This is a genomic window from Streptomyces deserti, assembly GCF_054782695.1.
Genome location: NZ_BAAGRZ010000008.1, coordinates 183,671 through 197,646 on the forward strand (window position 1 = coordinate 183,671; position 13,976 = coordinate 197,646).

Here is a 13,976-nt window from a genome sequence, read left to right on the forward strand (position 1 = left end):
GGTCAACAGAGCTGAGTCGACCGGGCTCAACTCTTATCCGTTCCTTACACGCAACTGGGGCCTGACCTGGGAAGACACGGATCGGCGCACTCCACGGACACCGCGCATCCGGCCGCCGTACACCGGCACCCGCAGCAGCGCGAGCACCGCGACCGACGCCACCGCCGCCACCCACAGCGGCGCACTCCCCCCTGCCCATCCGGTGTGCGCGAGCACCCCGACGAGTACCCCGGAGAACGCCCCGACGCCGAGGAGCACGGTCGCGCCGAGCGGGGTCAGCCCCAGCCGCCGCAGCCGGTGCCCGGCATGGTCGGGGCCGCTGCGGAGCACGGGCCGCCCGGCCAGCCGACGGGAGAGCACCACGAGCACGGCGTCGGCGCACGCCACGGCGGTGAGCGCGAACAGCACGCCCGCGCCGGACCCGATCCCCTGCCCGGACTGCGTGAAGACGGCCGCCGCGGCCAGCACGAACCCGGCGAAGAGCGACCCGCAGACACCGAGCGCGACCCGCGCGGGCGGCCAGTTGTGCATGAGGAACCCGGTCAGCGCGGCGGCCAGCACGCCCATCAGCACCGCGATCCCGTCCATCACCTCGACCGCGGCACACGCCCCCACCCCGAAGGCGGTCACGACCCCCACCGTGCCCGTGAGCCCGTCGGTGTGGTCGAGCCCGAGGAAGGCGCAGGCGACGCACACGATCCACGCCACGGCGAGCACCCCGCCCAGCACCCCGGTCTCCTCGTACGGCACGACGAGCGCGGCGGCGACGGCCGTACCGGCCACCGGCACCCGCCGCCGCAGCCGCCACACGTCGGCGGCCAGCCCGAGCCCGGCGACCACCGCCCCCGCCACCAGCAGCGCGCCGACCTCGCGGCCGAGCGGCACGACCCCGGTCCAGTCCCCCGCCCACGCGACCAGCCCGGTGACGAGCACCACGGCCACGCCCCCGAACAGCGGCACGTCCCGCGGCCGCCTCCGGTCGAGCACCCCCAGCCGCAGGGCGGGGGCCCGGAGCACGGCCGTGAGCACGGCGGAGAGGAGGAATGCGGTGGCGGCTGCAGCGATCCCGTAGAGCACGGTTATAAATTAGGGCCAGATATGACAATTTCGTACGAATAACACGGCCGGTTCTCGACGGATTCTCGACCGATCGTCGATCGGTTCCCGGCCGGCTCCGGGCCTGCCCCGGGCCGCCCCTCAGGCAACCCTCAGCGACTCAGATCACCCCGCGCCCGGCTACAGTGCGACGGAAGATGGGGGTAGTCTCAGACCGAACTCATAAGTTACCGCTTAGTAATCTCGGGGTACCTCTTCAGGAGTCCCCCGACGAGACCCCTCGCAGGCCCGAGGAGCCCCTCATGCAACTCGCCGCGATCATCGTGTCGCTGGTCCTGACCGTGGTCGGCGTTGCGCTGCTCGCACGCGCGATCGGCCAGTTCGTCCGGTACTTCAGGCTGGGCCAGCCGGTCCCGGCCGGCAGCCGGACCGACAACCCCTACCAGCGCAGCGTGACGCTGGTGAAGGAGTTCCTCGGCCACACGCGCATGAACCGCTGGGGCATCGTCGGTATCGCCCACTGGTTCGTGGCGATCGGCTTCCTGACGCTGCCGCCCACGATCGTCACCGCGTACGGCCAGCTCTTCCAGGCGGACTGGACGCTCCCGGTGCTCGGCGGCTTCCTGCCGTACGAGATGTACATCGAGTTCATCGGCGCGATGACCACGCTGGGCATCGCCGTGCTGATCGTGATCCGTCTGCTGAGCCTGCCCTCGCGGCCGGGCCGCAAGTCGCGCTTCGCAGGCTCGAAGATGGGCCAGGCGTACTTCGTCGAGTACGTCATCCTCACCATCGGCCTGGCCATCTACGTGCTGCGCGGCCTGGAGGGCGCCCTGCACCACGTGGACCACTACGAGGCCTCGTACTTCGCCTCGTACCCGCTGGTCCTCGCCTTCAAGGGCCTGTCCGTCGCCACGCTGCAGAACCTGGTCTACCTGTTCGCGATGATCAAGCTGAGCACGACCATGATCTGGATGATCACGGTCTCGCTCAACACGAACATGGGTGTGGCCTGGCACCGCTTCCTCGCCTTCCCGAACATCTGGTTCAAGCGCAACGCGGACGGCTCCACCGCCCTCGGCGCGCTCCAGCCCATGACGTCCGGCGGCAAGCCGATCGACTTCACCGACCCGGGCGAGGACGACGTCTTCGGTGTCTCGCAGGTCGAGCAGTTCTCCTGGAAGGGCCTGCTGGACTTCTCCACCTGCACCGAGTGCGGGCGTTGCCAGTCGCAGTGCCCCGCCTGGAACACCGGCAAGCCGCTCTCCCCCAAGCTCCTGATCATGTCCCTGCGGGACCACGCCCACGCCAAGGCGCCGTACCTGCTCGCGGGCGGCGGCAAGACGATGGAGGGCGAGGAGAAGGCGTCCGAGGAGCAGCTGAAGGACGTCCCCGCCTCCGCCCTCGCCGAGGCCGAGCGCCCGCTGATCGGCACGGCCGAGGAGAACGGCGTCATCGACCCGGACGTCCTGTGGTCCTGCACCACCTGCGGCGCCTGCGTCGAGCAGTGCCCGGTGGACATCGAGCACGTCGACCACATCGTCGACATGCGCCGCTACCAGGTGATGATCGAGTCCAGCTTCCCCTCCGAGGCGGGCACGATGCTCAAGAACCTGGAGAAGAAGGGCAACCCCTGGGGCCTGGCGAAGAAGCAGCGCCTGGAGTGGACCAAGGAGGTCGACTTCGAGGTCCCGGTCGTCGGCAAGGACATCGAGGACCTGTCCGAGGTCGAGTACCTGTACTGGGTCGGCTGCGCGGGCGCGCTGGAAGACCGCGCGAAGAAGACCACCAAGGCCTTCGCCGAGCTCCTCCACATCGCGGGCGTGAAGTTCGCGATCATGGGCGGCGACGAGAAGTGCACCGGTGACTCCGCCCGCCGTCTCGGCAACGAGCCCCTCTTCCAGGAGCTCGGCATGGAGAACGTCATGGCCCTGAACACGGCGTTCGGCGAGGAGCTGGACGACGAGGGCAAGGTCACCCCGGAGTCGAGGAAGCCGAAGTCGGCGAAGAAGATCGTCGCCACCTGCCCGCACTGCCTCAACACGCTCGGCAACGAGTACCCGCAGCTCGGCGGCGACTACGAGGTCATCCACCACACCCAGCTGCTCCAGCACCTCGTCGACGAGGGCAAGCTGATCCCGGTCACCCCGGTCGAGGGCATCATCACGTACCACGACCCGTGCTACCTGGGCCGCCACAACAAGATCTACACGCCCCCGCGCGAGATCATCGGCAAGGTCCCGGGCCTGCGCAACGAGGAGATGCACCGCCACAAGGAGCGCGGCTTCTGCTGCGGCGCCGGCGGCGCCCGGATGTGGATGGAGGAGCGCATCGGCAAGCGCATCAACAACGAGCGCGTCGACGAGGCCCTCTCCCTCAACCCGGACATCGTCTCGACGGCCTGCCCGTTCTGCCTGGTCATGCTGACCGACTCCGTCAACGGCAAGAAGAACGACGGCAAGGCCAAGGAGTCCATCCAGGTCGTCGACGTCGCCCAGCTGCTGCTGGACTCCGTCAAGACCCCGGCCCAGGACGAGGACGAGCCCCCGGCGGGCGCGGCCGAGTCGGAGAACGAGCCGGAACCGGAGCCGGTGAAGTAACCGGTCGCCACCGCGGCTTCCGACGCCCCCTGCCCCCGACCGGGCAGGGGGCGTCAGGCGTTGTACGTGAGCCCCAGGAATTCACCGACTCACGTACAACCCTTACGCCCCACCACAGGTCTCCTGATCGCCAACCGCCCGTGAACCCTCGGAGAACCCCCGGAGAACCCCCCGGCGAACACGGACGGCCCGGCACCTCATCGTCTGCGGATGCCCGCCAGGCATCCCCGCATGCCGCAGGAGAACCCCGCATGCACCAGCACAAGCGCCCGCACGGGTCCCCGTCCACGCGCCCGTACGGGCGCCCGCACCTGCGACTCGCCCTCGCGACGGCCACCGCTGCCGCGCTGACGGGCGGTCTGCTCACGTTCGCGTCCGCGCCGGCGACGGCCGCGGACTCCACCCGCGTCGCGCAGGCCGACTTCAACGGCGACGGCAAGGGCGACGTGGCCCTCTCGGCCCAGGCCGCCTACGTCGGCGGCAAGAGGGAGGCCGGCCAGCTCGTCGTCCTCTACGGCACCGCCACCGGCGTCTCCTCCGCCAAACGCCACACCATCAGCCAGAACACCACCGGCACGCCGGGCACCGCCGAGACCGACGACGCCTTCGGCTCGGACTCCGCCTACGCCGACTTCAACGGCGACGGCTACGACGACATCGCCGTGGCCGCCCCCCTGGAGGACGTCGGCGGCGACACGGACGGCGGCGGCGTCGCCATCCTGTGGGGCTCGGCCTCCGGCATCACCGGCAAGGGCGTCACCGTCGCCGACCCGGCACCCTCCTCCCACGACTACTGGGGCAAGGTCCTGGCCGCGGGCGACTTCGACGGCGACGGCAGGGCCGACCTGGCGGTGGGGAACTCCTCCGCCACCGTCCACGTCTTCAAGGGCGGCTTCACCACCTCCGGCACACCGGGCGGCCGCTACACCGTCAAGCCCCCGATCAGGGGCACCGACGCCCTCGGCCCGCGCAACCTCACCGCCGGCGACATCAACGGCGACGGCCGCACCGATCTGGTCGTCGACGGCCACGAGACCGAGACCGACTACGGCTGGAACCGCAACTACTACGTGCCCGGCACCGCGAGCGGCCTCAGCGTCGCGGGCGTCAAGGAGCTCAAGCCCGGCGTCATCACCGCGATCGGCGACATCGACAAGGACGGCTACGGCGACATCGTCACCGGCGCCTACTGGAACGCCACCACGGAGGACGGCACCCCCGTCCCCGACGCCGCCAAGGGCGGCAAGGTGTGGGTCACCCGCGGCTCCGCCGACGGCCCCGGCTCGGTCACCGGCATCACCCAGGACACCGGCAACGTGCCCGGCACCTCCGAGAACAACGACTACTTCGGCTACGAGCTCGACCTCGGTGACATCAACGGCGACGGCTACCTCGACCTCGCGGTCGGCGTCGCCGGCGAGAACATCGGCAGCGCCACGGACACCGGCGCCGTCACGGTCATCTACGGCACGGCGAACGGCCTGAACACCGCCTCCGGCGCCCAGTCCTTCGCCCAGAGCACCGCGGGCGTCCCCGGCGGCGACGAGGACGGCGACAGGCTCGGCATGGACGTCAAGCTCGACGATGTCACCGGCGACGGCAAGGCCGACCTGGTCGCGGGCTCCGCCGAGAACGACGGCAACGGCGCGCTGCTCTACCTGCCCTCCAACGGCACACAGCTCACCACGTCCGGCTCTCGCACCGTCTCCCCGAGCACCTCGGGCGTCTCGACGACCGGCACGCCGTACTTCGGCGCCAACTTCGCCGACTGAACCGCCGTACATCCCTCCTTCGAGGCCGAACCTTCGGGCCCGTCCCCTTCCCCGTTCCCGTCCCCTTCCCCGTTCCCGTCGCCTTCCCCGTTCGCGTCCCCTTCCCCGTCTCGGAGTCCCTCCTTGCGCAAGCGCACCCTCCTCCTGGCCGCGGCCCTGACCACCGGCCTGCTCACCGCCCTGCCCACCACCAGTGCCTCCGCCGCGCCCTCCGGGCCGGTCGGCGACTTCAACGGCGACGGATACCGCGATGTCGCCCTCGGGGCTCCCCTCGCCAAGGTCGCCGGCAAGGGGCACGCCGGCTACGTCGCCGTCGTCTACGGCACCGCGAGCGGCCTCGACACCACCAAGCGCCAGATCATCAGCCAGGACACCACCGGCATCCCCGGCGTCCCGGAGACCGGTGACAACTTCGGCGAGCGCCTCACCACCGGGGACCTGGACGGCGACGGCTACACGGACATCGTCGTCGGCGTGCACGGCGAGCGGATCGGCTCGACCGACGACTTCGGCACGCTGACGGTGCTCTGGGGCGGGGCGCGCGGCATCAAGAGCGGGACCGACATCAGCTCGCCGCTGCCCGAGTTCCGCAACGAGCTCGGCTGGAGCGTGGCCACCGGCGACTTCGACGGCGACGGCGACACCGACCTGGCCGCCCTGAACAACGCCGCCCCGGGGCTGCACATCTTCCAGGGCCCGTTCACCCGCACCGGCAAGGCGACCGGGCTCACCAGCGTCGACCCCGACGAGCAGACCGGCATCCACCCCGACCAGATCGTCACGGGCGACGTCACCGGCGACGGCGCGACGGACCTGCTGGTCCTGGGTCTGGAGGAGATCACCGGCGGCTTCCGCACCCGCGGCGTCCTCTACAAGGGATCTGCGGGCGGCCTGACGCCCGGCAGCAAGCTCGCGGGCGGCTACGCGGCCGTCATCGCGGACGTGAACAAGGACGGCTACGGCGACATCGTCACCGGCAACTTCATGGAGAAGTCGGCGGACGAGCCGAACGGCGGCCTCGGCGGCGCGGTCACGGTCACCTACGGCGCCTCCACCGGCCTGTCCACCCGCACCCCGGTCCGGATCACCCAGGACACGACGGGCGTGCCGGGAGCGTCGGAGAGGAACGACGCCTTCGGCTGGAGCCTCGCCGCCGGTGACACGAACGGCGACGGCTACGCCGACATCGCGGTCGGCGTCGCGAACGAGGACCTGAACGGCAGGACGGACGCCGGCTCGGTCGTGGTCCTGCGCGGTTCGTCCTCCGGCCTGACGGGCAGCGGCGCCAAGTCCTTCTCGCAGGACACCGGCGGTGTGCCCGGCGACGCCGAGTCCTACGACTACTTCGGCCACTCGGTCTTCCTCACCGACGCCGACAAGGACGGCCGCGCGGAACTGATCGCGTCCGCCCGCGGCGAGAACAACGGCGCGGGCTGGGCCTGGGCCCTGCGCGGCACGTCCACCGGCATCACGGCCACCGGCGCCAAGTCCTTCGGCAGCACGACACTGGGCGGCCCCTCGGGTCTCGCGTACTTCGGCGACGTCCTGGCGGGCTGATCCCACCGCCCTGCCCTCCTCTCAGGAGGACCACCTCTCATAGCGCAGACGCACCGCGGGGCCCCGCCCCCCAGGGCCCCGCGACCGTCAAGGACCCTCCCGTACGGCACAACCCTGACACCCCACCGGGACAAGGCGATTGGCCCCCTTAGGGGATGTCACAGCTCGGCCGCAAAGCCGGGCCCGGACGCCCGGGCCCGGCACGTGACTCTCCGGGACCAGGTACGTTCGAAGACGTGGCTGGATTCAGGATCGGACGCGGCCGGAACAACGGCGCTCCTCACGCGCGACCGCAGCAACCCCCGTACGGACAGCAGACGCCGCAGGGGCCGTCGTACGGCTACCCGCCGGCGCCGCAGCCGTACCCGCAGCAGCCGCCGTACGGCACCGGCGGCGGCCCCGGCCCGTGGCCGCAGTCGAACGGCGGGCACGGCGGCGGTTACGGCGCCCCGGACGGGCCGGAGTACTTCGGCGACGGCGCGTACCCCCCGGGCCCGCCCGGCGGCCCCCAGGCCCCGCACGATCCGTACGCGGCCAACAACCCGGGCCACACCCAGGCCTTCGCGATCGGCGAGGACCCCTACAGCCAGGGCGAGACCTACCGCGCGGGCTCGGCCCCGCCGCCCGGCCCGATCGGCCCGCGCCTGCACTGGAAGGAACTGCTGAAGGGGATCGTCCTGTCCCCCAAGCAGACCTTCCTCCAGATGCGCGACTACACGATGTGGGGCCCGGCCCTCATCGTGACCTTCCTCTACGGCCTGCTCGCGGTCTTCGGCTTCGACGGCGCACGGGAGGACGCGATCAGCGCGACCCTCTCGAACGCGGTCCCGATCGTCCTGACGACGGCCGTCGCGATGGTGCTGAGCGCCTTCGTCCTGGGCGTGGTCACCCACACCCTGGCCCGCCAGCTCGGCGGCGACGGCGCCTGGCAGCCCACGGTCGGCCTGTCCATGCTGATCATGTCGATCACGGACGCACCCCGCCTGGTCGTCGCGATGTTCCTGGGCGGCGACGCGACCTTCGTCCAGCTGCTCGGCTGGGCCACCTGGGTCGCGGCCGGCGCCCTGCTGACCCTCATGGTCACCCGCTCCCACGACCTGCCGTGGCCGAAGGCGCTGGGCGCGTCGGCGATCCAGCTGATCGCACTGGTGTCGATCGTGAAGCTGGGCACGTTCTAGGCGTCACCGCACGAAGACGCACCGTACGGAGACGTCACCGCACGGAGAAGGGCCCCGGCTGCCGCCGGGGCCCTTCTCCGTGTCCGTGGCATCAGGCGTCGAGCACCTGCCCGGCCCGCCGGACGACGGGGGGCTGGACGGACCACGGGAAATTGATCCACTCATCGGTCCGCTTCCACACGTACTCGCACTTCACGAGCGACTGCGACTTCTCGTAGATCACGGCGGACCGCACCTCGGCCACATGCTCGACGCAGAAGTCGTGGACGAGCTTGAGCGTCTTGCCGGTGTCGGCGACGTCGTCCGCGATCAGCACCTTCTTGTCGGTGAAGTCGATGACGTTGGGAACGGGCGCGAGCATGACGGGCATCTCGAGGGTCGTCCCCACACCCGTATAGAACTCCACGTTCACGAGATGAATGTTCTTGCAGTCCAGGGCGTAGGCGAGCCCCCCGGCGACGAACACACCACCCCGGGCGATGGACAGCACGATGTCGGGCCGGTACCCGTCGTCGGCGATGGCCTGCGCGAGCTCGCGCACGGCGACCCCGAACTGCTCGTAGGACAGATTCTCGCGGACGTCACTCATGGAACTCATTCAGGAACACGTCCAGGGAACTGACGGAAGACTCGCGGAAGGCCTGTCGCCCGTCACACCTGGGTCCGATGGAAGTTGAGGTAGGACCGGGAGGCGGTCGGCCCCCGCTGCCCCTGGTACCGCGACCCGTACCGCTCACTCCCGTACGGGTGCTCGGCCGGCGAGCTGAGCCGGAACATGCACAGCTGCCCGATCTTCATGCCCGGCCACAGCTTGATCGGCAGCGTCGCCAGATTCGACAGCTCGAGCGTGACATGCCCCGAGAACCCGGGGTCGATGAACCCGGCGGTGGAGTGCGTCACGAGCCCGAGCCGCCCCAGCGAGCTCTTGCCCTCCAGCCGGGAGGCAAGATCATCAGGCAGCGTGATGACCTCGTAGGTACTGGCGAGAACGAACTCCCCGGGATGCAGGATGAACGGTTCGTCCCCCTCCGGCTCCACGAGCCGCGTGAGATCCGGCTGCTCGATGGACGGGTCGATGTGGGGGTACCGGTGATTCTCGAACACCCGGAAGAACCGGTCGAGGCGCACGTCGATACTCGACGGCTGCACCATGGAGTCGTCGTACGGATCGATCCGCACCCGCCCGGCGTCGATCTCGGCCCGGATGTCCTTGTCAGAGAGAAGCACGCCCCGAGGATACGCAAGGCGCGTGGAGCAGCCACAATCGGACGGCTCCACGCGCCTGGGCAACCCGGTGAGGCGTCTTTCTGCTGCCTCTTCCGCTTCTCCTGCCCCTACTGCTTCTCGAGGCTCACCGGCACGACACTGCGGAGCCGCGCACATCGCGGACACCGGACGAGCCGACCAGGACCGAGCCGCTCGGCCTGCTGCATCGGGAACGAAGCGGTGGTGAACACGTGCCCATCGGCACAGCGGACGACGGTGCGCTCCATCAAGTCCTCTAAGTCCCTTCCCCAAGAGCCGCGTCTGGCTGCTGCTTGCCTGACGACAAAAGCCACACTACGGGATCAAAGGGACGACCCTCCAGGCGGCACTCCGGCCCCGCCGGGACCCTCTCCCACCCCTCCACCGTACGCCCCAACTCCGGCCCCCCGCAGCCACATCACTCCACTGAAACGACCTCAGGCCCCACGGCTTGAACACCGGGAGCCTGACATGAGGTAAAGTAGCGAGCGCTCGGACACCGACTCCAGTCGGCGTCTTACGCGGGTGTAGTTTAATGGTAGAACATCAGCTTCCCAAGCTGAGAGCGCGAGTTCGATTCTCGTCACCCGCTCCACGAAGAAGGCCCAGGTCAGAGACCTGGGCCCTTTTGCTGTCCGCTGTGATCACTGGCCGCGTGCCAGATTCGTGCCAGAACGCTTCTCGGCGGCCTTCCGGGCAGCCTCTTCCCGGGCCTTCTGGACTGTGGCATCGAGGCCGGCGGCGACCTCCTCCTGTCGCTCCTCGTCGGAGTGCTGATAGATCAGCGCGGCCTTCTCGGACGACTGCCCGGCGCGCACCATCGTGTCCTTCAGGGTGGCGCCCGACCTGGTGGAGAGCGTGTGCCCGGTGTGCCGCAGGTCGTAGAACCGGAAGCCCTCCGGCATGCCGACGACCTCCCGGGCCTTGCGCCACTTCCGGGCCCGGCTCGGCGTAAGACTCCAGATGCCAGCGGAGCTCTCGACGGAGGAAGGCGGGAAGAATCACAGTCCGGGTGCCTGGTGATCTCGTCTAAGTCCAAGTCGGCGAAGGCAAACAAGTGCTTGTCGAGGAGGTAGCGGTAGAGGTCCTGCGTCAGCGGCGCGAGTTCCCGTTCCTCCACCCACTTCTCCGCGTAGGCCCGGAAGCTCACCGCGCCCGCATCGGGGTCATGCCACTCGCCACGGCGGATCTCGGTCTGTTTCTCGGCGAGCCAGTCATCCGCGTCCGCCGTCGTCTCAAACGTGAACGGCGCCGGGCGCATCATCCCGTCGGGCCCCGGATAGCGCGCCTGGTACCGGCCGGAGGGGAGCTTTCTGATCGCGCCGAAGCGGCGACGCCTGCCCCTGTTGTTGGCCATCAGGCAGCCCTTCCGTAGCGCGGCCGGGGGCGCTTCAGCGGCTCCCACCGTGCGGGACCGGATGAACTCCTCCACCGCGCTTTCCGGGATGCGCACATGCCGGCCGAGCTTCACGTATCGGATGCGCCGTTCCTCGACGAGCCGCCGGGGGAAGCGGGGAGTCGTACCGAGCAACTCGGCGACCTGGTCGACGGACAGGTAGCGGTCGTTCATGTGGTGGGCTCTCCTTCCGTTCCGGGGGCGGGTTCGAGGGATGCGGCCAGCCATTGCTCACCGGTGCTGAGGCCGGTTCCGGCGAAGACCCAGTGGGCGAGGACGAGCGTGGTTTCGCCGTCCTGGGGAGCGGCCGTGGCAGCTTGGGCGCGGCGCCATTCGGCGCGGGCGTCGCGGAGGGCGCCGAGGGTGGTGGAGTAGCGGCGGGACTTGGTGGAGAAGTGGCCGCGGAAGCCGAGCATGTGGGCCCAGGCGCGCAGGCGGAGGTGTTCGAGGTCTTTGCGTGCGCCGAGGGTCCAGGCCGTCCGGATCATGCGTCGGGCGTGGTCGGTGATCCGGGTCTGTGCCAGTTCGGCGAGGAAGCGGATCGGCCGGTCCAGGGTGCCGGTCGCTGTCTCGGCGCCTTTCGTGGCGTACTTGGCGATGTACGCCGCTACGGCCCGTTCGGTCAGCTCCTGGCCGCCGTCGAAGTCGGCGGAGCGGATGGTTCGCACGTCGAGCTGACGGCCGAAAGCGAAGGTGTGGACGCGGCCGTCGACGTGCGGTCCGTTGACGCGTGTGGCGGTGACGGCGGCCTGGATTGCGTCGGTCAGCAGCTCGGGGGATGCCCAGGCCGGAGGGGCCGTGTCGCCGCCCTCCGGGCCGTCGAGGCGGATGACCGCGTGGAAGTGGACGGCGCCCCGCTTCTGGTACTCGGCGACCTTAGCGAAGGAGACACGTGCGTGGTCCCGAAATGTGCGCTGGGTGAGTCCGGCGCGCTTGGCGATCTCACGGCGCAGGTAGATCGAGAAGCGCCGCCAGAGGGCTCCGGCGTGGGCATTCCAGAGCACGGCCGCTTCGTAGTTGTATGCGTCCGGGTCGAGGGGCGTACCGAGGGCCGGGTCTGTGTCGTCGTGCCGGGCACCGCAGCGGCAGGGCCGCCCGCTGGAGGGGCGGTTGTGGACCGGGCCGAAGCTCGGTGCGGTGAGGGTGGCGAAGACGCGCGGGTGTGTGCCGACCTGTTCGGCGGTGCCCTTGCCGCCACGGAGTCCGGCGGTGATCAGGTGGAAGGTGTCTCGGCGGTAGACCTCCGCACAGGCCGCGCAGCGGGTGGCACGGCGGTTGTTGCAGCGGACGAGGAGACTTCCGGCGGGCAGGGAGGACGAGTCGAGGTGGTGGAGGACGCGCCCGATCTCTCCGGTCGTCCGGTCGACCGCGTACTCGGTTCGGTGGCCGTCGAGGCGCACGGGGTTCGTGCAGCCGCCCAGGCCGGAGAGTTGGCGGGCCAGCTCGGGCATGGTGCCGAGGGAGGCCAGCATGGAGAGTTCCGCCAGCGGGGGCGGAGTCTGCCGGGTGATGATGGGTCTTCCTTTCGGCTGTTTCGGCGGTTGGGAGGGACGGCCCCGGGGCGGCGGGATGCTTGGCGGCGTTTGCCGCCCCGGCGGCCGGTCAGCGCTTGTTCGCGCCGGTGACGAGGGAGCGCAGGACCACGGCGGCGATGGCCACGGACACGGCCGAGACGGCGACCGCCGCCAGGAGCGCGGTGAGGACGACGCCGATGACCACTACGGCGGCGACCGCACCGGCGCCGACCCCGACGAACGGGGCGACGGAGCGGCCGGCGGAGGGAGCCGGGGCGTGGTCCTGCGGGATGTGGGTGGTGATGCTCGGGACGTGCGGGGTGTCGGGCAGCTTGGGGCGGAACATCGCGGGACTCCTTGTCGGTCGGGGTGTCATTCGTGGGTGCCGTTGACGACGTCGACTCCGGAGCGGGTGCCGGACTCGATGGCCGGGGCGAGGGTGGTGTGCGAGAGCCAGAAGCCGAACAGCGCGATCACGACGGCGACCCAGAGGCGGATGCCGAGGAACTTGATCGCGGCCCAGGCGATGACGCCCAGGACGAAGACGAGCGGCAGCGAGACGGTCACGGGAGCTCCTCAGCGGACGCGGCAGCGGTGGGTGCGCGCGGCCAGCTCGGCGGCGGCGCGGCTGTCGTAGTCGGTGGAGAAGCCGCAGCGCGGAGCGGTGCAGGCGGCGGTGTGCTTCTCGCGGCCCCGGCCGTCGTAGTAGGTGGCGACCTGGACGGGGCCGATGCGGACGACGCGGCGGAAACGGCGGTTGGCGGACATCAGGGCATCTCCTTGTCGGTCTCGCCGGTGAAGTCGGTGACGTGGTCGGCCAGCCAGCGCAAGATCTCGTCGCCCTCGTAGCTGTCGGCGGCGAGGATCACCGGTTCGGCGATCAGCACGGCTTCGGTCAGGCGGTTCTGTCGGGTCAGCTCGGCGGCGCGCTTCAGCGCGCGGAGCGTGGACGGGCGCAAGGGGGAGATTCCTCCGGGTCAGGTGAGTTGGGTGGTGATGGCTTCGGCGAGCGGCATCGGGACACCGAGCCGGGCGCGAAGGGTCGAGGTTTCGATGTCGGTTCCGGTCCGGGCGCGGTGTTCGTCGGCGACCTTGCGGGCGAGAGTGACGAGCGCGGGCGGCACCGGGGACGGAGGCGGTGAAGCTGACTCCGGGGCGACGGCCGGTAGTTCGGGGGCACCCGTGGGCGGCTCGACGTCTGCGGCGGTCGATTCCGGCGCCTGTGCCGTCGAAGGCGGTTCCGGTGCCGTCGCCGGGTCCGCGCTGGGGTGCACTGCTCCGTGAGCGAGCAGCGTGCCGCCGAGGAAGGCGACCGCGGGCCATCCGGCGACGAGGATGCGGAGCCAGGCCGGTATGTCCTCCAAGTCGAGCAGTCCGGCGGTGGCGACATTGGCGCCCAGGGACGCCGTCAGTGCGACGAGAAACCAGCACCACCCGGCCGCTTTCGACTCACCGGAGCGCAGGCGCCGCCAGGCCGCCACCAACAGCAGGTCGACGGAGACCGGATAGGCCCACGCCTTCCAGCCGTCCTGTCCGGCAGCGAGCGCCAGGTCATGCAGGTGGGCGAAGGACAGCGCGGCGGCGATCACCGCTTGCACGAGCACGGCGTCCACACGGACGGGCAGGGCGCGCACGGCCACTCCTTCCAGTTCCGGGCA

13 protein-coding genes, 1 tRNA gene and 2 pseudogenes are annotated in these 13,976 nt (G+C 70.3%); 5 read left to right on the plus strand and 11 right to left on the minus strand.

What is annotated here, in order from left to right:
- Nucleotides 1–33 precede the first annotated feature (33 nt).
- Nucleotides 34–1,077, minus strand: coding sequence for an MraY family glycosyltransferase (locus ACYVMZ_RS17040; RefSeq protein ID WP_461080377.1), 1,044 nt, complete (start codon nucleotides 1,075–1,077; stop codon nucleotides 34–36).
- Nucleotides 1,078–1,358: 281 nt separating this feature from the next.
- Here ACYVMZ_RS17040 and ACYVMZ_RS17045 point away from each other — a divergent pair, with 281 nt between their 5' ends.
- From ACYVMZ_RS17045 to ACYVMZ_RS17060, 4 genes are all read left to right on the plus strand, one after another.
- Entirely contained in the window at nucleotides 1,359–3,656 is a 2,298-nt protein-coding gene (locus tag ACYVMZ_RS17045; protein WP_461080379.1) for a (Fe-S)-binding protein, read from the plus strand.
- 251 nt (nucleotides 3,657–3,907) lie between these two features.
- A complete protein-coding gene (locus ACYVMZ_RS17050) occupies nucleotides 3,908–5,428 on the plus strand; it encodes a VCBS repeat-containing protein (RefSeq protein WP_461080381.1) in 1,521 nt (506 codons plus the stop codon).
- A 123-nt stretch (nucleotides 5,429–5,551) separates the two neighbouring features.
- Nucleotides 5,552–6,985 carry an FG-GAP-like repeat-containing protein gene (locus ACYVMZ_RS17055; RefSeq protein ID WP_461080383.1) on the plus strand — a complete coding sequence of 478 codons (1,434 nt, stop codon included), beginning with the start codon at nucleotides 5,552–5,554 and terminating at the stop codon, nucleotides 6,983–6,985.
- Nucleotides 6,986–7,140: 155 nt separating this feature from the next.
- Nucleotides 7,141–8,163 (plus strand): Yip1 family protein, encoded by a 1,023-nt coding sequence (locus tag ACYVMZ_RS17060; RefSeq protein WP_461080385.1) that lies wholly within the window; start codon nucleotides 7,141–7,143, stop codon nucleotides 8,161–8,163.
- A gap of 91 nt (nucleotides 8,164–8,254) precedes the next feature.
- Here ACYVMZ_RS17060 and ACYVMZ_RS17065 read toward each other — a convergent pair whose 3' ends face one another.
- Both ACYVMZ_RS17065 and dcd read right to left on the minus strand, forming a co-directional pair.
- Complete coding sequence (locus tag ACYVMZ_RS17065; RefSeq protein ID WP_461080387.1) at nucleotides 8,255–8,752, minus strand: phosphoribosyltransferase; 498 nt, start codon at nucleotides 8,750–8,752, stop codon at nucleotides 8,255–8,257.
- Between the two features lie 62 nt (nucleotides 8,753–8,814).
- Nucleotides 8,815–9,390, minus strand: coding sequence for a dCTP deaminase (gene dcd / locus ACYVMZ_RS17070; protein ID WP_461080389.1), 576 nt, complete (start codon nucleotides 9,388–9,390; stop codon nucleotides 8,815–8,817).
- Between the two features lie 539 nt (nucleotides 9,391–9,929).
- Between dcd and ACYVMZ_RS17075 the strand changes: the two genes are divergently transcribed.
- A tRNA-Gly gene (locus ACYVMZ_RS17075) sits at nucleotides 9,930–10,003 on the plus strand.
- 49 nt (nucleotides 10,004–10,052) lie between these two features.
- Here ACYVMZ_RS17075 and ACYVMZ_RS17080 read toward each other — a convergent pair.
- The 8 genes and pseudogenes from ACYVMZ_RS17080 to ACYVMZ_RS17115 all read right to left on the minus strand — a co-directional run bounded on the left by ACYVMZ_RS17080 (nucleotide 10,053) and on the right by ACYVMZ_RS17115 (nucleotide 13,952).
- Nucleotides 10,053–10,765: pseudogene (locus tag ACYVMZ_RS17080) on the minus strand (hypothetical protein).
- A gap of 111 nt (nucleotides 10,766–10,876) precedes the next feature.
- Nucleotides 10,877–11,032 (minus strand): annotated as a pseudogene (locus ACYVMZ_RS17085) (excisionase family DNA-binding protein); the annotation flags it as partial.
- Complete coding sequence (locus tag ACYVMZ_RS17090) at nucleotides 10,975–12,276, minus strand: replication initiator (protein ID WP_461080391.1); 1,302 nt, start codon at nucleotides 12,274–12,276, stop codon at nucleotides 10,975–10,977. The pseudogene ACYVMZ_RS17085 and the gene ACYVMZ_RS17090, both read right to left, overlap by 58 nt.
- A gap of 130 nt (nucleotides 12,277–12,406) precedes the next feature.
- Nucleotides 12,407–12,664 carry a SpdD protein gene (locus tag ACYVMZ_RS17095; RefSeq protein ID WP_391090317.1) on the minus strand — a complete coding sequence of 86 codons (258 nt, stop codon included), beginning with the start codon at nucleotides 12,662–12,664 and terminating at the stop codon, nucleotides 12,407–12,409.
- Nucleotides 12,665–12,690: 26 nt separating this feature from the next.
- Entirely contained in the window at nucleotides 12,691–12,885 is a 195-nt protein-coding gene (locus ACYVMZ_RS17100) for a hypothetical protein (protein ID WP_461080393.1), read from the minus strand.
- A gap of 9 nt (nucleotides 12,886–12,894) precedes the next feature.
- On the minus strand, nucleotides 12,895–13,086 hold the full coding sequence (locus ACYVMZ_RS17105; protein WP_030868218.1) for a mobile element transfer protein: 192 nt from the start codon (nucleotides 13,084–13,086) through the stop codon (nucleotides 12,895–12,897).
- Nucleotides 13,086–13,277 (minus strand): RING finger protein, encoded by a 192-nt coding sequence (locus ACYVMZ_RS17110; protein ID WP_104783024.1) that lies wholly within the window; start codon nucleotides 13,275–13,277, stop codon nucleotides 13,086–13,088. Before ACYVMZ_RS17110 ends, ACYVMZ_RS17105 begins: the two co-directional genes overlap by 1 nt.
- Nucleotides 13,278–13,295: 18 nt before the next feature.
- Nucleotides 13,296–13,952, minus strand: coding sequence for a DUF2637 domain-containing protein (locus ACYVMZ_RS17115; protein ID WP_461080396.1), 657 nt, complete (start codon nucleotides 13,950–13,952; stop codon nucleotides 13,296–13,298).
- Between the last annotated feature and the right edge of the window lie 24 nt (nucleotides 13,953–13,976).